Source organism: Crossiella cryophila, assembly GCF_014204915.1.
Classification (GTDB): domain Bacteria; phylum Actinomycetota; class Actinomycetes; order Mycobacteriales; family Pseudonocardiaceae; genus Crossiella; species Crossiella cryophila.
Genome location: NZ_JACHMH010000001.1, coordinates 2,129,867 through 2,149,119, shown reverse-complemented (window position 1 = coordinate 2,149,119; position 19,253 = coordinate 2,129,867). Strand labels below are relative to the sequence as shown.

17 protein-coding genes are annotated in these 19,253 nt (G+C 71.1%); 7 read left to right on the top strand and 10 right to left on the bottom strand.

Annotated elements, in window-relative coordinates; all coding sequences use genetic code 11:
- Position 1 precedes the first annotated feature (1 nt).
- The 3 genes from tnpB to hutH form a co-directional block, all read right to left on the bottom strand.
- Positions 2-1,321 (bottom strand): IS607 family element RNA-guided endonuclease TnpB, encoded by a 1,320-nt coding sequence (gene tnpB, locus HNR67_RS10135; protein WP_312986911.1) that lies wholly within the window; start codon positions 1,319-1,321, stop codon positions 2-4.
- Between the two features lie 2 nt (positions 1,322-1,323).
- The gene (hutU, locus tag HNR67_RS10130) at positions 1,324-3,015 is read right to left on the bottom strand and encodes a urocanate hydratase (RefSeq protein WP_312986909.1); all 1,692 of its coding nucleotides are present in this window, start codon (positions 3,013-3,015) and stop codon (positions 1,324-1,326) included.
- Between the two features lie 172 nt (positions 3,016-3,187).
- Positions 3,188-4,726: a histidine ammonia-lyase gene (gene hutH / locus HNR67_RS10125; RefSeq protein ID WP_185001790.1), complete on the bottom strand. Its 1,539-nt coding sequence runs from the start codon at positions 4,724-4,726 to the stop codon at positions 3,188-3,190.
- 89 nt (positions 4,727-4,815) lie between these two features.
- On the opposite strand from hutH, the gene HNR67_RS10120 reads away from it, so the two are divergent.
- Complete coding sequence (locus HNR67_RS10120) at positions 4,816-5,607, top strand: IclR family transcriptional regulator (protein WP_185001789.1); 792 nt, start codon at positions 4,816-4,818, stop codon at positions 5,605-5,607.
- A gap of 4 nt (positions 5,608-5,611) precedes the next feature.
- On the opposite strand, the gene HNR67_RS10115 is transcribed toward HNR67_RS10120, so the two are convergent.
- Genes HNR67_RS10115 through HNR67_RS10100 form a run of 4 tightly spaced genes read right to left on the bottom strand, consistent with a single transcriptional unit; the run spans position 5,612 to position 9,046 of the window.
- The gene (locus HNR67_RS10115; protein ID WP_185001788.1) at positions 5,612-6,502 is read right to left on the bottom strand and encodes an ABC transporter substrate-binding protein; all 891 of its coding nucleotides are present in this window, start codon (positions 6,500-6,502) and stop codon (positions 5,612-5,614) included.
- Entirely contained in the window at positions 6,499-7,281 is a 783-nt protein-coding gene (locus HNR67_RS10110) for an ABC transporter permease (protein WP_185001787.1), read from the bottom strand. The genes HNR67_RS10115 and HNR67_RS10110 overlap by 4 nt, the downstream gene beginning before the upstream one ends.
- Entirely contained in the window at positions 7,278-7,955 is a 678-nt protein-coding gene (locus tag HNR67_RS10105) for an ABC transporter permease (protein WP_185010443.1), read from the bottom strand. The genes HNR67_RS10110 and HNR67_RS10105 overlap by 4 nt, the downstream gene beginning before the upstream one ends.
- Positions 7,952-9,046 carry an ABC transporter ATP-binding protein gene (locus HNR67_RS10100; RefSeq protein WP_185001786.1) on the bottom strand — a complete coding sequence of 365 codons (1,095 nt, stop codon included), beginning with the start codon at positions 9,044-9,046 and terminating at the stop codon, positions 7,952-7,954. Before HNR67_RS10100 ends, HNR67_RS10105 begins: the two co-directional genes overlap by 4 nt.
- 123 nt (positions 9,047-9,169) lie before the next feature.
- Between HNR67_RS10100 and HNR67_RS10095 the strand changes: the two genes are divergently transcribed.
- Together HNR67_RS10095 and HNR67_RS10090 are read left to right on the top strand one after the other, a co-directional pair.
- Positions 9,170-10,723: a bis-aminopropyl spermidine synthase family protein gene (locus HNR67_RS10095; protein ID WP_185001785.1), complete on the top strand. Its 1,554-nt coding sequence runs from the start codon at positions 9,170-9,172 to the stop codon at positions 10,721-10,723.
- Positions 10,724-10,775: 52 nt separating this feature from the next.
- Positions 10,776-11,546, top strand: coding sequence for an alpha/beta fold hydrolase (locus HNR67_RS10090; protein WP_185001784.1), 771 nt, complete (start codon positions 10,776-10,778; stop codon positions 11,544-11,546).
- On the opposite strand, the gene HNR67_RS10085 is transcribed toward HNR67_RS10090, so the two are convergent.
- Together HNR67_RS10085 and HNR67_RS10080 are read right to left on the bottom strand one after the other, a co-directional pair.
- Positions 11,543-14,800 carry a bifunctional diguanylate cyclase/phosphodiesterase gene (locus HNR67_RS10085; protein WP_312986906.1) on the bottom strand — a complete coding sequence of 1,086 codons (3,258 nt, stop codon included), beginning with the start codon at positions 14,798-14,800 and terminating at the stop codon, positions 11,543-11,545. The genes HNR67_RS10090 and HNR67_RS10085 overlap by 4 nt on opposite strands.
- A 284-nt stretch (positions 14,801-15,084) precedes the next feature.
- Positions 15,085-16,266, bottom strand: a complete 1,182-nt coding sequence (locus HNR67_RS10080; RefSeq protein ID WP_185001783.1) for an NAD(P)-dependent malic enzyme — start codon at positions 16,264-16,266, stop codon at positions 15,085-15,087.
- 321 nt (positions 16,267-16,587) lie between these two features.
- Here HNR67_RS10080 and HNR67_RS10075 point away from each other — a divergent pair, with 321 nt between their 5' ends.
- A complete protein-coding gene (locus HNR67_RS10075; protein ID WP_185001782.1) occupies positions 16,588-17,202 on the top strand; it encodes a dTDP-4-dehydrorhamnose 3,5-epimerase family protein in 615 nt (204 codons plus the stop codon).
- Positions 17,203-17,256: 54 nt separating this feature from the next.
- Here HNR67_RS10075 and HNR67_RS10070 read toward each other — a convergent pair whose 3' ends face one another.
- Positions 17,257-17,556, bottom strand: coding sequence for a S26 family signal peptidase (locus HNR67_RS10070; RefSeq protein ID WP_312986903.1), 300 nt, complete (start codon positions 17,554-17,556; stop codon positions 17,257-17,259).
- Positions 17,557-17,658: 102 nt separating this feature from the next.
- Here HNR67_RS10070 and sodN point away from each other — a divergent pair, with 102 nt between their 5' ends.
- The 3 genes from sodN to HNR67_RS10055 all read left to right on the top strand — a co-directional run bounded on the left by sodN (position 17,659) and on the right by HNR67_RS10055 (position 19,252).
- A complete protein-coding gene (sodN, locus tag HNR67_RS10065) occupies positions 17,659-18,069 on the top strand; it encodes a superoxide dismutase, Ni (RefSeq protein WP_185001781.1) in 411 nt (136 codons plus the stop codon).
- A gap of 83 nt (positions 18,070-18,152) precedes the next feature.
- On the top strand, positions 18,153-18,749 hold the full coding sequence (locus tag HNR67_RS10060) for an acid phosphatase (RefSeq protein WP_185001780.1): 597 nt from the start codon (positions 18,153-18,155) through the stop codon (positions 18,747-18,749).
- 17 nt (positions 18,750-18,766) lie between these two features.
- Positions 18,767-19,252, top strand: coding sequence for a GNAT family N-acetyltransferase (locus tag HNR67_RS10055; protein ID WP_185001779.1), 486 nt, complete (start codon positions 18,767-18,769; stop codon positions 19,250-19,252).
- The last annotated feature ends 1 nt before the right edge of the window (position 19,253 follow it).

Here is a 19,253-nt window from a genome sequence, read left to right as displayed (position 1 = left end):
CTTACTCCGATACCGTTCGGGAGACGTCTGAAAACGTGTCCTGAGCCATCGCCTCGCGGCGCCGCGTTGCCCTCGTGGGGCTTCCCGTGGCATTACCCGTTGCCCGCGCGATGCAGGTCTGACGTGGGTTTCCAGCGGGCCCGTTTTCCGTCGCCCTGCGACTCAGGGAGGACGTGTCTGCTGCCTGCGCGCCAGCCAACGCGGCCAGGTTCCTGGCCGCGTTGTGATCGCGGTCCATGACGACGCCGCAGTGTTCGCAGTCAAAAGTACGTTCGGACAGACGAAGCTTGGTTCTCACCACGCCACAACCCGAACATGTCCTGGAAGAGGGAAACCACCGGTCAGCACGCTGAACGCGCACGCCCGACCAGGCGGCCTTGTACTCGATCTGTCGCCGGAATTCAGCCATGCCGACATCAGCGACCCGACGGGCCAATCCGCGGTTGCCCAGCATCCCCGAGCGGATCATGAGGTGCAGTGCTGAGATGCGGGCTCTGGCCCGGAGCCATCGCCTCGAGGGCAGTTGTCCCGTTCGTCGGTCCGGGCCGCTGCGTCGGGACATTCTCCGCCGAAACCGGCGCAGCCGGGGCAACGCGGTCTCCAGCGGCCGCGGGTTGGGCACCGTTTCCCCGGTGGACAGCACCGCCAGGTACCGCACACCGAGATCAATGCCCACCACCTCGCCCGGCCGGGTCGGGGCGGGATCCACCCTGGTGATCTCCACCGAGAACGACACCTGCCATCGACCGAGCCGGTGTGCCACCGTGGCCGACCGAACTCGCGCAGTGCCGCGCTGGAGGTGGCGAAAGAGCTTGCGGGTGCTCTCGTGGGTTCGCACGGTGCCGATCCTGGGCAGTCGCACGTGTCGTCGATCGTCCTCGACCAGGCCGAACGCACCCGTGGAGAACCGACATGAACCAGCCACCCGCTTGCTCTTGAACCGGGGAAACCGGACCACGCGGCCAGCACGCTTACCGGTGCGGGAGTCGTTCCAGTTCCGCAGTGCACTCGCCAGGTTCGCCAATCCTGAGCTGTATGCCTCCTTGGAGTTCTCCGACCACCACGGCGCCACCTCGTCCTTGCGCTGGTTCCAGGTCTTGCGCAGGCCGTAGGCAGACCAGTTCGACGAAGGGGTGAGACCGGCGTCGGTGATGCCATAGGAGCGCTCGGCCGCGCGCTGATCCAGGTTCGCGCGCACCAGACGCAGTCCCCAGTTGAACGCATACCGCTGCGCACCACAGTGCGACCGCAGAGTGCGTTCCTGTTCAGGGGTCGGGTCAAGCGCGTACTGATATGCCTGGACCACCGCGCGGCCGGACACTGTCAGCCAGCCTGCCCAGGATGCTGGGCGCCGGAGCTTCCTTCCATGGGCACCCGCACACCGCGTTCCGCCGCAACCTCGTCCGCCCGGGAGTACCCGGCGTCGACGTGGCGGATGACGCCCATGGCGGGGTCGTTGGTCAGCACGCGTTCGAGCTTCTGCGCGGCCAGTTCGGTGCCGTCGGCGACGGTGACCTGGCCGGCGTGGATGGAGCGGCCGATGCCCACGCCGCCGCCGTGGTGGATGGACACCCAGGTGGCGCCGCTGGCGGTGTTGATCAGGGCGTTGAGCAGGGGCCAGTCCGCGATGGCGTCGGAGCCGTCGGCCATGGCCTCGGTCTCCCGGTACGGGGAGGCGACCGAGCCGCAGTCCAGGTGGTCCCGGCCGATGACGATGGGGGCGGAGAGTTCGCCGCTGGCCACCATCTCGTTGAACTTCAGGCCGGCCAGGTGGCGTTCGCCGTAGCCGAGCCAGCAGATCCGGGCGGGCAGGCCCTGGAACTCGACCCGCTCCTGGGCCATGGTGATCCACCGGTGCAGCTGCTTGTTCTCCGGGAACAGCTCCAGGATGGCCCGGTCGGTGGCCTCGATGTCCTTGGGGTCACCCGACAGCGCGGCCCAGCGGAAGGGGCCCTTGCCCTCGCAGAAGAGCGGGCGGATGTAGGCGGGCACGAAGCCGGGGAAGTCGAAGGCCCGCTCGTAGCCGCCGAGCTTGGCCTCGCCGCGGATGGAGTTGCCGTAGTCGAAGACCTCGGCGCCGCGGTCCATGAAGCCGACCATGGCCTCGACCTGCTCGGCCATCGACTCCCGGGACCGGTCGGTGAACTCATCCGGCTTCTTGGCCGCGTAGTCGTGCCAGTCGGCCAGCGCGACGCCCTTGGGCAGGTAGGCCAGCGGGTCGTGCGCGGAGGTCTGGTCGGTGACCACGTCGATGTCCACGCCCCGGCGCAGCAGCTCGGGGAAGACCTCGGCGGCGTTGCCGATGACCGCGACGGACAGCGCGCGCCGGTCCCGCTTGGCGGCCAGGCAACGCTCGATCGCGTCGTCGAGGTCGTCGGCGATCTCGTCCAGGTAGCGGGTTTCCAGGCGGCGGCGGGCGCGGTCGGGGTCGACCTCCACGCACAGCGCGACGCCCTCGTTCATGGTGACTGCCAGCGGCTGGGCGCCGCCCATGCCGCCGAGGCCGCCGGTGAGGGTGAGGGTGCCGGCCAGGGTGCCGCCGAAGCGCTTGTTGGCCACCGCGGCGAAGGTCTCGTAGGTGCCCTGCAGGATGCCCTGGGTGCCGATGTAGATCCAGGAGCCCGCGGTCATCTGGCCGTACATGGTGAGCCCGAGCTGTTCCAGCCGCCGGAACTCCGGCCAGGTGGCCCAGTCGCCGACCAGGTTGGAGTTGGCGATGAGCACCCGAGGCGCCCACTCGTGCGTGCGCATCACGCCGACCGGGCGGCCGGACTGCACCAGCAGCGTCTCGTCCGGGGCCAGCGTGGTCAGCTCGCGGCTGATCGCGTCGAAGCTGTTCCAGTCCCTGGCGGCCTTGCCGGTGCCGCCGTAGACGACCAGGTCGTCCGGGCGTTCGGCGACCTCGGGGTCGAGGTTGTTGTGGAACATGCGCAGTGCGGCCTCGGTGGACCAGTCACGCGCGGTCAGCTCGGTTCCGCGCGCGGCGCGCACCGGACGGGGGCCTGCGGTACTCACTTCACCCTCCCATTGATGGCGATTGGGTCTGCATAAGGAATCGCGCACGCAATAGCCGCGCCGAGGCGGCCCCTAGCGGCACGGCCGGACCATCCGAATACGTCCGGTATGAGGACGGTCCGGCCGCACCGCCAGGAACCACCTCGATCACGACTCTCACGCACACGATTCCTCATGCAGACCCAAGGTGCGGTTCGACCGCGGCGTGCAGCTCGCCGGAACGCACCACGCGTTCGGCGGCGGCGATCTCCGGGGCCAGGTGGCGGTCGGGGCCCGGACCGGCGACGTGCTCGCGGAGCACGCGCAGCGCGGCGGCGGTGGCCGGGGCCGGTTCGAGCGGGGCGCGCAGGTCCAGCGCGCGGGCCGCGGTGAGCAGTTCGATGGCCAGCACGGTGGTCAGCCCGTCCACCGCCTTGCGCAGCTTGCGCGCGGCGGACCAGCCCATGGAGACGTGGTCCTCCTGCATGGCCGAGCTGGGGATGGAGTCGACCGAGGCCGGGTTGGCCAGCCGCTTCAGCTCGGAGACCAGGGCGGCCTGGGTGTACTGGGCGATCATGTGGCCGGAGTCCACGCCGGGGTCGTGGGCCAGGAACGGCGGCAGGCCGTGCGAGCGGGACACGTCCAGCATCCGGTCGGTGCGGCGTTCGGCGATGCTGGCCACATCGGCGATCGGGATGGCCAGGAAGTCCAGCGCGTAGGCCACCGGCGCGCCGTGGAAGTTGCCGTTGGACTCCACCCGGCCGTCGGCCAGCACCACCGGGTTGTCCACCGCGGCGGCCAGTTCCCGGTCGGCCACGGTCTCCACGTAGGCCAGGGTGTCCCTGGCCGCGCCGTGCACCTGCGGGGAGCAGCGCAGCGAGTAGGCGTCCTGCACCCTGGTGCAGTCCGGGCCGCGGTGGCTGGCCACGATCGGCGAGCCGGCCAGCGCGGCGAACATCCGGGCGGCCGAGCGGGCCTGGCCCGGGTGCGGGCGCAGGGCCTGGAGTTCGGGGGCGAAGGGCCGGTCGGTGCCCAGCAGCGCCTCCACGCTCATCGCCGCGGTGAGATCGGCCAGGTCGAGCAGCCGGTGCAGGTCGGCGGCGGCCATGACCAGCATGCCGAGCATGCCGTCGGTGCCGTTGATCAGCGCCAGGCCCTCCTTCTCGGCCAGCTGCACCGGTTCGATCCGGTGTTCGCGCATGGCCTCGGCGGTGGGGCGCAGCAGCCCGGACTCGTCCCGGACCTGCCCCTCCCCCATCAGCGCCAGCGCCACCGCGGACAGCGGCGCGAGGTCGCCGGAGCAGCCGAGCGAGCCGTACTCGTGCACCACCGGCACCAGTCCGGCGTTGAGCAGCGCGGCCATGGTGGCCGCGGTGCGCGGCCGGATGCCGGTGTGCCCGCTGGTCAGCGTGCGCAGCCGGAGCAGCATCAGCGCGCGGACCACCTCGGCCTCGACCTCCGGCCCGGCGCCTGCGGCGTGCGAGCGGACCAGCGAACGCTGCAGCTGGGCGCGTTTCTCCGGCGGGATGTGCCGGACGGCGAGCGCGCCGAAGCCGGTGGACACGCCGTAGGTGGGCGTGGTCGCCTCGGCCAGTGCCTCGATGTGCGCCCTGGTGGCCGCCATGGCCTCCTGGGCCTCCGTGGTGATCTCCACGGACGCGCCGCCGCGGGCCACCGCGACGACCTGCTCGCGGGAGAGCGGCTTCAAGCCGACGGGTACCGGTTGCTGCATGTGCCCATCAGAACCTGTGCCAGGCTGGCACGCCATGCCGGTTGGGGTGACACTGTCTGGGATCCCAGACGTGTTGAGGAGCGGGCCGAGTGGGCGAGAGCAGCGACGTCCCCGCGCTACGGCGTGGGCTGGCCGTGCTGCGGCTGCTGGCCAAGCGGGCGGGCCCGATCTCCGCGGCCGCCATCGCGCGTGAGCTGGAGCTGCCCCGCTCGACCACGTACCACCTGCTCACCGAGCTGGTGGCGGCCGGATTCGTCACCCATCTGACCGAGGAACGCCGCTACGGCCTCGGCGTGGCCACCTTCGAGCTTGGCTCGGCCTACCTGCGCCACGACCCGCTGGAGCGGCTGGCCCGGCCGCTGCTGCGCCGCCTGGTGGACCGAGTGGAGACCACCGCGCACCTGGGCGTGCTGCACGGCGCGGAAGCCCTCTACCTGCTCAAGGAGCAACCGCACCGGCCGCAGACCCTGGTCACCGACATCGGCGTGCGGCTGCCGGCCCAGCTCACCGCCTCCGGCCGGGCCATCCTCAGCGGCCTGCCCGCCGCCCAGGTGCGGGCGCTGTTCCCGTCCGCGCGGGCGTTCGTGGACCGCACCGGCCGCGGCCCGCGCGACCTGCCGGCGCTGCGCAGGCTGCTCACCGCCGAACGGCAGCGCGGCTGGTCGGTGGAGGACGGCCACGTCACCCCCGGCTTCGCCTCGGTCGCGGTGCCGGTCTTCGACCACAGCGGGCGGCCGGTGGCCGCGATCAGTCTGACCGTCCGGCACGAGTGCGAGCAGGAATGCGGCCAGGACTGGCCCGAACTCGCCGCCGAGGCAGTGCAAAGCGCGGCCGGGCTGACGGCCAGGATCGGCGGTCAGCCCGGCCGCGCCGGGAGCTGAGGGATCAGGCGTTCTGCTTGACGAAGTCCGCGGCCACGTCCACCGGGTTCTCCTTGTCGACCTCGATCCGCTTGACCGCGGCGGCCAGCTTCTCGGTGGTGATCTTCTTGGAGATCTGGTTGAGCGCCAGCTTGGCGGCGTCGGTCAGCTTGCCGGACTTGAACAGCGGGATGATGTTCTGCGCCGGGTACATGTTCTTCGGGTCGGCCAGCTGCACGAAGTTGTTGGTGCCGATCGCCGATGCGGTGGTGAACAGGTTGGCCACCTGCGCGGTGCCGGACTTGATCGCGTCCAGGGTGACCGGGCCACCGGCGTCGGTGGAGCGGATCTCCTTGAAGGTGCAGCCGTAGAGCTGCTTGATCTTGGCTTCCCAGCGGGTCTTCCACTCACCGGCCGCGGCCAGGGTGAGCTGCGAGCACTTCGGCCCCAGGTCGGCCAGGGACTTCAGCCCGAACTGCTGGGCCACCTGCTGGGTCACCACCAGCACGTCCTTGTCCTCACCCGGCGCGGGCTCCAGGACCTCCAGGTCCGGGCCGACCTTGGTCTTGAGCGCGGCGAAGATGTCCTCGGACTTGGTCGCGGTGTTGCTGGAATCCAGTGCCTGCAACAGGTTTCCGCTGTAGTCCGGCACCAGGGTGAACGAGCCGTCCTTGAGGCCCTTGAGCATCACCTCGCGCGCGGAGACCGGGCTCTGCACCTTGACCTCGGCCCCGGCGTCGTCGAGCACCGCGGCGTAGATCTCGGCCAGCAGCTTGTTCTCCGGGAAGTCCACCGAGCCGACGTGGATGGTCTTGTCGGTGACCGGCGCGCCGTTCTTGAGCGGGTCCGCGGGCGCCCCGCAGGCGCTCACCGCGGCCACGACCAGCACGGCCACGGCCGCCAGATTCCGCTTCATGACTTTGTCCCTCCAGCGACACCGGACTCCGTGGTCCGGGTCTCGATCTTGGTCAAGTTGTTGTGCCCGTTGGGTTTCACCCGCACCCGGGTGGCCCCGCGGGCCAGTGCCGCCGCGCGCGCGGCCACCCGCAGCCCACGCGGCACCACGATCCGCTGCAGACCCGCGAGCAGCAGGTCCAGCGTCACCGCGAGCAGCGCCACCGCGAACGCGCCCGCCACCACCTTGGGGTAGTCATAGATCCGCATGCCGTCCAGCAGCACCCGGCCCAGCCCGCCGAGGCCCACGTAGGCCGCCACCGCGGCGGTGGCCACCACCTGGAGCATGGCGTTGCGCAGGCCGCCGAGCAGCAGCGGCAGCGCGTTGGGCACCTCGACCTGCCACAGTCGTTGCCAGCCGGTCATGCCCATGCCGCGGGCGGCGTCGACCACCCCGGCGTCGGTGTCCTGCACACCCGCGTAGGTGCCGGCCAGGATCGGCGGCACCGCGAGCACGATCAGCGCGATCAGGGTGGAGACCTGGGAGCCGCCGCCGAGCAGGAACAGGAAGGTGACCAGGCCAAGGGTGGGCAGCGCGCGCATCGCGTTGGACGCGCCGACCAGCACCAGCCCGCCGCGTCCGGTGTGCCCGACGAACAGCCCGAGCGGGATGCCGATGGCCGCGGCCCCGAAGACCGCGATCAGCGTGTAGTAGAGGTGCTCGGCCAGCCGGGTGGGCAGGCCGTCGGTGCCCTGCCAGTGCGCCGGATCGGCCAGCCAGGCGAAGAGTTGCTGGATCACGGCGCGCCTCCGGTGCCGAGGCGGGTCCACGGGGTGAGCAGGCGGCGCAGCGCGACCAGGGTCAGGTCCACCAGCGCGGCCAGCAGCAGGGTCAGCACGATGCCGACGATGATCGGCGGCAGGTACTGGATGCCGAAGCCGGAGGTGAACAGCACGCCCAGCCCGCCGGTGCCGATCAGCGCGCCCACGCTGACCAGGCTGATGTTGCTCACCGCGGCCACCCGCACCCCGGCGGTGAGCACCGGGACCGACAGCGGCAGGTCGACCACGAAGAACCGGTGCGCGGGCTTGAACCCGATCGCGGTGGCCGCGGCCAGCACCGGGCTGGGCAGCGAGTCCAGCGCGTCGATCACCGGGCGCACCAGCAGCGCGGTGGTGTAGACCGTCAGCGCCACCACCACGTTGAGCGGATCGGTGATCCGGGTGCCCAGCAGGCCGGGGATCACCACGAACAACGCCAGCGACGGGATGGTGTAGACGATGTTGGCGGTGCCCAGGAAGACCGTGCGCAGCCAGCGGGTGCGCTGGGCCAGCCAGCCAAGCGGGATGGCCAGCAGCAACCCGATCAGCACCGGCGCCAGCGACAGGTAGACGTGCTGGAGCAGCCCGTCGAGCACCGCGCCGACGTTGCGCGGGTTGCCGAGGTACTTGGCGAGGTCGTCGAACACCCTCAGACCCTGCCCGTCTCCTGCTCGCGGCGGTGCTCCAGCAGGTCGAGCACCTGCTGCGCGGTGACCACGCCGGTGTACCCGCCGCCCTCGTCCACCACCACGCCGAGCCCGGCCGGGGAGGACAGCGCCGCGTCCAGCGCGCCGCGCAGCGCGGTGCCACGCACGTGCAGCGAACCACCGGGCACCAGCGAGCTTTCCGCCACCTGGCCGTCCGCGATGGACTCCGGCGGCAGCCAGCCACGCGGGTGGTTGTCCGCGTCCAGGGCCAGTGTCCAACCGGTGCCGGCCTGCCGTCGCGCACCGACCTGCACGGTGTCCACCGAGCGCACGTCCAGCTCGCCGTCCTCCACAAAGGACAGTCCGCGGTAGCCGCGGTCCTTGCCGACGAAGTTGGCCACGAAATCGTTGGCGGGCCTGGTCAGCAGCTCCGCCGGGGTGGCGTACTGGGCGAGCACGCCGCCCTGCCGGAACACCGCGATCTTCTCGCCGATCCGGACCGCCTCGTCGATATCGTGGGTGACGAAGACGATGGTCTTGTCCAGTTCGGCCTGCAACCGCAGCAGTTCGTCCTGAAGTCCTTCGCGCACAACGGGATCCACCGCGCTGAACGGCTCGTCCATGAGCAGCACCGGCGGATCGGCGGCCAGCGCACGGGCCACCCCCACCCGCTGCTGCTGCCCGCCGGAGAGCTGGGCCGGGTACCGCTTGCCCAGTTCCACCGGCAGCCCGACCGTCTCCAGCAGCTCGGCCGCGCGGGCGCGCGCCTTGCGCCGGGTCCAGCCCGACAGCAGCGGCACGGTGGCGATGTTGTCCAGCACGCTGCGGTGCGGGAACAGTCCGGCCTGCTGGATCACGTAGCCGATGCCGCGGCGCAGCAGCGCCGGGTCGGAGTCCCTGATGTCCTTCCCGTTCACCAGGATGGTGCCACCGGTGGGTTCCACCATCCGGTTGACCATCCGCAGTGAGGTGGTCTTCCCGCAGCCGGACGGCCCGACGAACACGGTGATCGTGCCCGCCTGTACGGAAAGGGTCAGCTCGTCGACGGCGACGGTGCCGTCATCGAAGCGTTTGGTCACGGCCTGGAACTCGATCACGCGAGCCCCCTTAAGGTCGTGACGGCCACTGGCCGGCCGCCGCCTGAGCAATCGACCTTAGTCCGATGGACTGACAACGGCGAGGTCAACACCCAGTGGCCAGCCCTTTACAGTAAACGTTTTGTGACCGTCGAAGCGCCGCTGGACCCGCTCGCTGCCCACCTGTCCGCGGCCGGTCCGGCCGCCCGCCGGCTACGCCGCGTACTCGCCCTGCTGGCCGGCGGCTGGCAGCCGCTGGCCGAGTTGATCCGCAGGCCAGCCGCCCCGCGCCGCTCGGTGGAGGAGCTGCTGGCACTGCTCGGGCCGGACCTGGAGAGCCAGGGCGATCGGCACCGCATCCACCCCGCCAGGGCCGCGGCCTACCGCACCGCCTTCGAGCTGGACGAAATCCCCGCACCGGCGGATCCACTGGCCGAGGCTGTGAGCCAGCACACAGCCACGCTGTCCACCATCCGAACCGACATCGCGGGCAATCCGCCGCCGCTGCCCGCGCTGGACCACGTGCCTGCCACCGCGGAGTCGGTGCTGCGCCGCGCGCTGTGGCTGGAGCGCACCTACGACCTGGCCGGCGCCAGGGTGCTGTGCCTGGGTGATCACGACCTGACCTCGCTGGCGCTGGCCGCGGTGCGCCCCGACCTCGAGATCACCGTGGTCGACCTGGACGAACGCCTGCTCGCGCACATCGACGCCACCGCCCGCGAGCGCGGCCACCGGATCCGCTGCCTGCACGCCGACCTGCGCTTCGGCTTCCCGCCCCCGGCCATCGGCTGGGCCGACCTGGTCTTCACCGACCCGCCCTACACCCCCGAGGGCATGGGCCTGTTCGCCACCCGCGCGGTGGAATCGTTGCGTGATCCGGCCACCGGACGGATCCACCTGGCCTACGGCTTCAGCGAGCGCAGCCCGGCCCTTGGCTGGAAGGTGCAGCAGGAACTGCTCCGGCTCGGCCTGGTCCTGGAGGCGCTGCTGCCCGACTTCGACCGGTATGTCGGCGCGCAGGCGGTGGGCAGCGCGAGTTCGCTCTACGTCTGCCGCCCGACCGCCAAGGCGAAGAAAACCGTTGCCGGCACCGGGATCTACACCCACGGCCCACAGTCGATCGAGTCCACCGCCACCGACCGCACCGGCCCGGTACGCGAACTCGCCGCCAGGGACGGCCTGGAAGTCGTGCTCCGCCAACCGGGTTGGGCCGCCCCGGTGACCGCCCGCGGCGCGGTCGTGCTGGACACCACCGCCGACCCCGGCCCGTGGGCACTGCGGCACCTGCTGGCCATCTCCGCCGACCGGGTGCTGCTGCTGGTGGACAACAACCACCCGGACATCACCAGCGAACGCGGCCAGCGCGGCCTGGCCGATCTCGTTGCCAGTAAATACAAACTCCGCTTCCTGCGCAGCAACCCGGACCCGAAGTCCGCGGTGATCGTCGCCGACCGGATCAGCGAAACCACTGAGCCACAACGGATCCAGCGCGCGCTGCTGGATCGCGCGCACGGCAAGCCCGGCAACATCTGGCGCGAGGCGCTCACCAGGACCGGCCTGACCAAGAACGAGGCCCGCGCCCGGATCACCGGGCTGGTGCCGCACCTCGACCTCAGCGCCCGCCTGATCGACCTGCCCCGGCACCAGCTCGCCGAGCTGCTCACCGCACTGGGCGCGGAAGTTCTTACCGATCGCTGACAACACCCAGTCGATCACCCGGCGGCGCGGGTTCCGGGGCTAGCTTCGGGACATGATCAGCAGAAGGGCGTTCACCGCGCTGGGCGCGGGCGCGGCACTGACCTCGATGACCGGCCTGCCGGCCGCGGCGGCCACCCCGCGCGGCGTGCGGGAGGTGGTGCTGGTGCACGGCGCCTACGCCGACGGCTCCTGCTTCGGCGCGGTCATCGAGCGCCTGCAGGACGCCGGCCTGCGGGTGACCTCGGTGCAGAACCCGCTCACCTCGCTGGCCGAGGACGTGGCCGCGACCAACCGGGTGCTCGACGAGCTGACCGGACCGGCCGTGCTGGCCGGGCACTCCTGGGGCGGCGCGGTCATCACCCAGGCCGGGCTGCACCCCAACGTGGCCGGTCTGGTCTACCTGGCCGCCCGCGCCCCCGAGGTGGACGAGGACTACGCCGCGCTCGCCGCCCACTTCCCCACCCCGCCGGCCAACGCCGGGATCATCGAGTCCGGCGGCTTCCGGCGACTCACCGAAACGGCCTTCCTGCGCGACTTCGCGGTCGACGTGCCACCCCGCCAGGCCCGCGCGCTCTACGCCGCGCAGGGCCGGGTGGCCGCCACCCTGTTCGCCGGCCGGACCAGCATCGCGGCCTGGCGGCACAAGCCGTCCTGGTACGCGGTGTCCCGGCGGGACCGGACCACCGCACCCGAACTCCAGCGATTCGTGGCCGGGCGGATGGGCGCGCGCACGGTCGAACTCGACACCGGCCACCTGGCCCCGGTCTCCCGCCCGGCCGCGGTGGCCAGGCTGATCCGCACCGCCGCGGCGAGTCTCGGCTAGACGCCGGAGTCCGCCTTGGGCACGTGCAGCCGCCCGAGCGAGAGCACCGCGCGGAACTCCCTCGGCGGCACCGCCCTGGAGAACAGCCAGCCCTGGTAGGCGTCCACACCGACGCCCTGCAGGATGTTGAACTGGGTCGCGGTCTCCACGCCCTCGGCCACGCAGCTGCGGCCCATCGCGCGGGCCATGTCCACCACCGCGCGGGCCACCGCGAAGTCCGAGGGGTCCTTGCCGACCCCGGCGACGAACCGCCGGTCCACCTTGATGATCTGCGCGGGCAGGTCCTTGAGCCGGGCCAGCGAGGAGTAGCCGGTGCCGAAGTCGTCCACCGCGAAGCGCACCCCACGCTCGACCAGCTCGGCCATCACCGCCCTGGTCTTGGACGGCAGGTCGACCAGGCTGGTCTCCACCAGCTCCAGGATCACCCGGTCCCACTCGATGCCCGCCTCGGCCACCGCGGTGGCCACGATGTCCACGAAGTCCTGGTCACCCGGCAGCAGCCCGGCCAGGTTGACCGCTACGCCAGGGGCCTTGGCGCCGTTGGCCGACGGCCAGTTCGCCGCCTCCTTCAACGCGGTGCGCAGCACCCAGCGGTCCAGCTCGCGCAGCAGGTCGCCCTGTTCGGCCACCGGCAGGAACACATCGGGGGAGAGCAGGCCGCGATCCGGGTGCGGCCAGCGGACCAGCGCCTCGGCCGTGACGATGGTGCCGGAGGGATCCACCACCGGCTGGAAGTGCAGGGCAAGGCCGTCGCGGGCCAGCGCGTCCCGCAGCTGACCCTCCAGGTGCACCTGCCAGTCCGCCGAGGCCATCAGCGCGGCACTGGCCAGCGAGACCCGCCCGGCGCCCCGCCGCTTGGCCTCGAACATGGCCGCGTCGGCGAAGCGCAGCAGGTCATCGCCGGTGGCGCGGGAGCCGTTGGGCACCGCGGCGCCGATCGAGGCGGAGATCCGGACCAGCTGGCCGTGCACCGGGACCACCGTGCGCAGCAGGCTGGAGACCTTGGTGGCCAGCGCGTCCACCCCGCCGACCTCGTCGATGTTCTCGCAGATGATCACGTACTCGTCGCCGGAGAGCCTGGCCGCGGTGCAGCCCTTTGGCAGGCCGCCCTCCAGCCGCCTGGCCAGCACCACCAGCAACTCGTCCCCGGCGTCGTGGCCGAGGGAGTCGTTGACCCGCTTGAAGTTGTCGATATCGCAGAACAGCACCGCGACCCCGTGCGGGTGGTCGCCGTGCAGCAGTCCGGCCAGCAGCTCCTTGACCGCGGCCCGGTTGGGCAGGCCGGTCAGGTCGTCGTGGGTGGCCTGGTGCTTGAGCGCCTCGGCGGTGCGCCTGCGCTCGGTGATGTCCTGGAAGACCACCAGGGAGAACCGGCGGCCGTCGTCCTGCACGGACAGCGCCACGTGCAGTTCACAGTAGACCGGCTCGTTGTCCGAACGCAGCAGCACCCGCTGCGGGATCTTGAGGTTCTTCTGGTCCTCGGCGGCCATCAGCGCGCCGACGGAGAGCTGTTCGGCGGGCTCGTCGGGGTGGGTGAGCTGTTCGGCGGTCATCCCGCGCAGCTGCTCCAGGTCGAAGCCGAGCAGCTCGCACAGCGCGTCGTTGGCGTCGACCAGCCGTTCGCTGTCGTCGAAGATGCCGATGCCCACCGGGGTGACCGAGACCAGATCGGCGAAGCGCTGGCTGGAGCGCTGCATCCGGGTCTCCACCACCCGCTGCTCGGTGATGTCCTGGGCGGTGCCCACCATCACCGTGACGCCCTCCGGCGAGAGCACCGCGGCGCCGTGACAGCGGAAGACCCGCACCGCGCCGTCCCCGCGCACCAGCCGGTGCTCGCACTCCACCGGCTGCTCGTCCGCGGCGAGCTGCTGCCACAGCTCGTCCACCCACTGCCGGTCCTCTGGGTGCACCAGGTTGAGGTAGTCCTGGTAGGTGGTGCGCTGGCCGGGCGGCACGCCGTACAGCTCGAAGAGCATCTCCGACCAGGAGGTCTCGCCGGTGCCCGGGTACCACTCCCAGGTGCCCAGCCGGGACACCCGCTGCGCGTCGTCCAGCCTGCGCCGGTCGCGCAGCAGCTGGCGTTCCAGCGCGCGCTGCTCGGTCACGTTCTGCACGGTGGCCTGCAACCGGGCCACCTTGCGGTCCTCGCCGTGCTCGGCGCGCACCCGCAGCATGTAGACCTTGTCGCCCAGCTCGCCGCGGAACTCGGTCTCGGCGGTCTCGCCGTGCTCGGCCACCAGCAGCCGGTCCCGCAGATCGGCCAGCGCCTTGAGGTCGCCGGGGTGCACGCCGGAGAGGATGTCGTTGTCCGGCACCGAACCGACCTCGTCGAACAGCTCGATCAGCGCCTCGCTGCGGTAGATCGTGCCCGCGGCGACCTCGTAGGTCCAGCTGCCCATGCGCGCGATCCGCTGTGCCTCCAGCAGCCGGACCCGCTCCTTGGCCAGCTCGTTCTCCACCAGCCACGCCTCGGTGATGTCCCGGATGTAGCCGGTGATCCGGACCAGTTCGCCGCGGGCGTCGCAGTGCGATTTGGCCTCACCGCGGATGCGCCGGATGTTCCCGTCCGGGCGGATCACCCGGTACTCGATGTCGATGGCGTCGCCGGAGTGCTTGTGATCGCTCCAGTAGGCCGCGACCAGGTCCCGGTCCTCGGGGTGGGCCACGTCCAGCACGGCCTGCGCACCAGGGGTGACCGTGCCGGGGGTCAGGCCGAGGATGTCGTAGTGGTTGGCCGACCAGATGGTCTCGCCGGTGGCCGGGTCGAACTCCCAGGAGGCGATCCCGGCGACCCGCTGCACGTCGTTGAGCCGGCGCTCCTCCTCGCGCAGGTCCTGCGCGGCGCTGGCCAGGTCGGAGATGTCCACCAGCAGCACGATCTGCCTGCCCAGCCCTGGCGCGGGCAGCCGGACCACCCGCACCGGCACCTCGCCGCCTGCCGGGCGGCACAGTCTGGTGTCCGGGTCGGCGCCGATCAGCAGCGCGCCCAGCTCGAGGCCGATGAGTTCGTCCACGGTGGCGCCTGCCAGTTCGGCGGCGGCCTTGTTCGCCCTGACCACGTAGGTGTTGGCGTCACAGAGCAGCGCGGCGGCGTCCGGGAAAGCGATCTCCAGGGACTCCACCGAGTCGGCGTCGGCGGCCGGGCCGACCTCCTCGGCGGTGGCCGGGGCGCCGTTGTCCGGACATGGCGCAGCGGCCTCCGCGGGTTCGAGCACGTGCGGTCCCCGCAACGCCCGCTGGACCTGCTCGGTCACCATGTCCACCCTTCCGCATCGACCGCCGCGGCGCAGGGTGGCCCGGCCGGCGGCTGTCTCAGCAGTGCACCCGAGTCGGGGTGGCCACGCCAACCCCCACCCGGATGCCTACCTGAACGAGTGAAGGTAGTAGGTGGGACCCGGTTGGCCCACCCCCCAGAGTTGGCAATTCAGCGGCAACTTGACAAACGCCAAGAGCTGGGAGAACTGCCTTCACTCGGTCAGTGATAGCGCTGAGTAGCCGGAACGCTCGGTAACCCGGTGAACCTTGTGCCCCGACCCTTTCAGGCTACCCCGTCCCGGCGGGCCGCTTCGGCCACCGCGGCGGCGACTTCGAGCGGAACGCGCGGGTCGAGGGCGCTGGGCACGATCGCGTCCACCGACAGGTCCTCGGCGGCGACCTGGAAGATGGCCTCGGCCGCGGCCAGCTTCATGTTCTCGGTGATCCGCCGGGCGCCGCAGTCCAGCGCGCCGCGGAACACGCCGGGGAAGGCGAGCACGTTGTTGATCTGGTTGGGGAAGTCGCTGCGGCCGGTGGCGACCACCGCGGCGTGCTGGGCGGCCAGTTCCGGGTGGATCTCCGGATCCGGGTTGGACAGCGCGAACACGATGGAGTCCGCGGCCATGAGCTGGATCTGCTCCAGTCCGACCTTGGAGGAGGACAGCCCGATGAACACGTCCGCGCCCTTGAGCGCCTCGTCCAGGGCACCGGTCAGGCCACGCGGGTTGGTGATCTCGGCCAGTTCGGCCTTGACCGGGTTGAGCCCGTCCCGTCCCTTGCTGATGATGCCGCGGGAGTCGAGCACGGCCACGTCCGCGACCCCGGCCGCGTGCAGGATCTTCGCGCAGGCCACCCCAGCCGCGCCCGCGCCGGAGATGACCACCTTGAGCGGGGCGAACTCGCGCTTGAGCGCGGCAGCGGCGCCACGCAGGGCGGCCAGCACGATGATCGCGGTGCCGTGCTGGTCATCGTGCATGACCGGGCAGTCCAGCGCCTCGATCAGCCGCGCCTCCAGCTCGAAGCAGCGCGGTGCGGCCACGTCCTCCAGGTTGACCGCGCCGAAGGAGGGGCGCAGCCGGACCAGCGTCTCCACGATCTCGTCCACGTCGGTGGTGTCCAGCACCAGCGGGATCGAGTCGAGTCCGCCGAAGGTCTTGAACAGCGCGGACTTGCCCTCCATCACGGGCAGGGAGGCGCGCGGGCCGATGTCGCCGAGGCCGAGCACCGCGGTACCGTCGCTCACCACGGCCACCAGGCGGTGGGTCCAGGTGTAGCGGGCGGCGAGGCTCGGGTCGGCCGCGATGGCCAGGCTGACCTTGGCCACCCCCGGCGTGTAGGCGATGGACAGCGCACGCGGGTCGGCGAGTGAGGCGGTCGGGGCGATCGCGAGCTTGCCGGCCTCGTGCGCGGAGAAGATCTCCTCATCGGTGAGCTGACCGGTGGCCTGGTCGTCCACGGTTGTCACAGCGTCCCTCCTGGAGGGGGCGAGAGTTGTGGGCGTGCCCGAATAGGCACGTGACGCGGTCCGCCGGACGCTGTCGCACCCTGGCGTTTCGCGGGATCAACGGGTCGACCACTGGACTACGGGGTGGAGTCCGGTGATCAACACACGCTGCGGTGTCGACAGTGTGGCACCACTTCCTGATCGTGTCTGCGGCGGGGATCACAGTTACCTTTTTCCTTCCGGCGCAGGTCAGGACGTGTTTTGCAAGACGTCCGTCCGGCTTGTTTCCGCCACAGGCGGTCCTCCGCAGGTCGCGGGACTCGCGCCGTAAGCTCAAGCACCATGCAGGTGCGGAAAATGACGATCCCCGATGCGTACGAATTCACTCCGAAAAGTTTTCCGGACGACCGCGGACTTCTGGTGGTTCCGTTCCAGGCCGACCTGGTCGCCGAGACCGTCGGATACCCGCTGCCGCTGGCCCAGAGCAACCACTCGGTGTCCCGCCGCGGGGTCATCCGCGGTGTGCACTTCGCCGACACCCCGCCGGGACAGGCCAAGTACATCTACTGCGCCCGCGGCGCCCTGATCGACATCGTCATCGACATCCGGCTGGGCTCGCCGACCTTCGGCAAGTGGGAGGCGGTGCGGCTGTCCTCGGAGACCTACAACTCGATCTACATCAGCGAGGGTCTCGGGCACTGCTTCCTCGCCCTGGAGGACGACACGGTGATGAACTACCTGTGCTCGACCCCGTTCACCCCCGCGCGCGAGCACGCGATCAACCCGCTGGACCCGGCACTGGGCCTGCCATGGGCGGAGTACCTGGACGGCGCCGCGCCGGTGCTCTCGGCCAAGGACACCGACGCGCCCAGCCTGGCCGAGGCCGAGGCAGCCGGTCTGCTGCCCAAGTACCAGACCTGCGTTGACCACTACGCCAGCCTGCGCGCCAACGCCTGACGCTCCCCACCCCCGCCAGGTCGGCCACCGTCGCCACGACCTGGCGGGCCTGCCTCAGCCCCGCCGCCGCACCCGTCCCGGCCGCGGCCACAGCCGCCAGCGCACCACCCCGAGCACCTCGGCCGCGCCGAGTGCGGCGGAGTCGGTGGAGCCGAAGGTGTTGTCCCCCAACACCCACCAGCCGCCGGCGACCGGCCGCACCGCCCGCTTGACGGACAACTGCCCCGGCCGCGCCGCCCAGCGCACCAGCACCACATCCCCGGCCCGCGGCCGGACACCCCGCCGGACCAGCACGACATCCCCGTCGGCCAGCGCCGGAGCCATGGACGGCCCGCGCACCAGCAACCTGCGCACCGGCAGAAGCCCGAGCCCCAGGACGATCACCTCCGCCTGCCGGTCCGGTACGCCCGGAGTAGGGTCACCCGCGTCGGAGCATCCATTGTTCAGGAGGACATGATGCGACTGTTGTCGCGCATCCTCGCCCCGCGTCTGGAGGTCACCGCGCACTGCGACCTCCCGTGCGGCGTGTACGACCCAGCCCAGGCGCGGATCGAGGCCGAGTCGGTCAAGGCGATCCAGGAGAAGTTCCAGTCCAACGAGGACCCGGAGTTCCGCCAGCGCGCGATCGAGATCAAGGAACAGCGCTGCGAACTCGTCAAGCACCACCTGTGGGTGCTGTGGACGGACTACTTCAAGCCACCGCACTTCGAGAAGTACCCGGAACTGCACGAACTGTTCAACCGGGCCACCAAGGCCGCGGGCGCCGGTGGCGCCAAGGGGTCCACCGACCCCAAGACCGGCGCTGAACTGCTGGACTACATCGAACAGATCTCCACCATCTTCTGGGAGACCAAGAAGGCGGCCTGATTCGTGTGGTGGGACGCCCCAGTCACCCGGGTGGTGGCTGGGGCGTCTCGCTGTCCTGGGCAACTCGGCGCAGAATCGGCGGCGTGACCCACGACGAGCACCGGGAGCCCACCGTCTACCTGCTGCGGCACGGTGAGACCGAGTGGTCCCGCTCCGGTCAGCACACCGGCCGCACCGACATCCCGCTCACCCCGCAAGGCCGCGCCCAGGCCGAGGCCGCCGGCCGTACCCTGGCCGCGCTCGGCGTCAAGGGCCGGGTCCTGGCCAGCCCGCGCGACCGCGCCAGGGTGACCGCCGAGCTGGCCGGGCTCACCGTCGACGAGGTCACCGAGGACCTGGCCGAGTGGGACTACGGCGACTACGAGGGCCTGACCACACCGCGGATCCGCGAGTCCGTGCCGGACTGGACCGTCTGGACGCACCCGATCCCCGGCGGCGAATCCGCCGAACAGGTCACCGCCCGCGCCGACCGGTTGCTGGACCGGGTGCGGGCGTTGTTGCCGGAGACCGACGTGGTGCTGGTCGGGCACGGGCACTTCAGCCGGGTGCTGGTGGCGCGGTGGCTGGAGCTGCCCGCGACGGCCGGGGTGCGGTTCGGGTTGGGCACGGCGGGGATCGCTGTGCTGGGATTCGAGCGGGGTGTGCCGCAACTCGTGCGGCTCAACCTGCCGACCGCCTAGCACTGGGGAGGAAAACCGTGACCGACGAGCGCATTCGCCGGGTCCGGCCGTCCGATGTGGACGCCGTGATCGGACTGATCGAGGGGCTCGCGGAGTACGAGCGCGCGCCGGAGTCCTGCACCATCACCGCCGACCAGCTGCGCACCGCCCTGTTCGGCGACAGCCCGGCGCTGTTCGGGCACGTCGCCGAACTGGACGGCGTGGTGGTCGGTTGTGCCCTGTGGTTCCTGAACTTCTCCACCTGGGAGGGCAGGCACGGCATCTACCTGGAGGACCTGTTCGTACTGCCCGAGCACCGGGGTTCGGGGCTGGGCAAGGCGTTGCTGGTGGCGCTGGCCCAGGAGTGCGTGCGCCGCGGCTACGCCCGGTTCGAGTGGTCGGTGCTGGACTGGAACACACCGGCCATCGACTTCTACAAGTCCCTCGGCGCGGTGGCCATGGACGAGTGGACGGTCTACCGGGTGGACGGGGCCGCACTGGCGGAGCTGGGCAAGCAGGCCTGAC

Coding starts and splice junctions, on each gene's coding strand:
- hutH (WP_185001790.1), bottom strand. CDS start 4,726: ATGCAGCAACCGGTACCCGTCGGCTTGAAGCCGCTCTCCCGCGAGCAG.
- HNR67_RS10115 (WP_185001788.1), bottom strand. CDS start 6,502: ATGAAGCGGAATCTGGCGGCCGTGGCCGTGCTGGTCGTGGCCGCGGTG.
- HNR67_RS10090 (WP_185001784.1), top strand. CDS start 10,776: ATGATCAGCAGAAGGGCGTTCACCGCGCTGGGCGCGGGCGCGGCACTG.
- HNR67_RS10075 (WP_185001782.1), top strand. CDS start 16,588: ATGCAGGTGCGGAAAATGACGATCCCCGATGCGTACGAATTCACTCCG.
- sodN (WP_185001781.1), top strand. CDS start 17,659: ATGCGACTGTTGTCGCGCATCCTCGCCCCGCGTCTGGAGGTCACCGCG.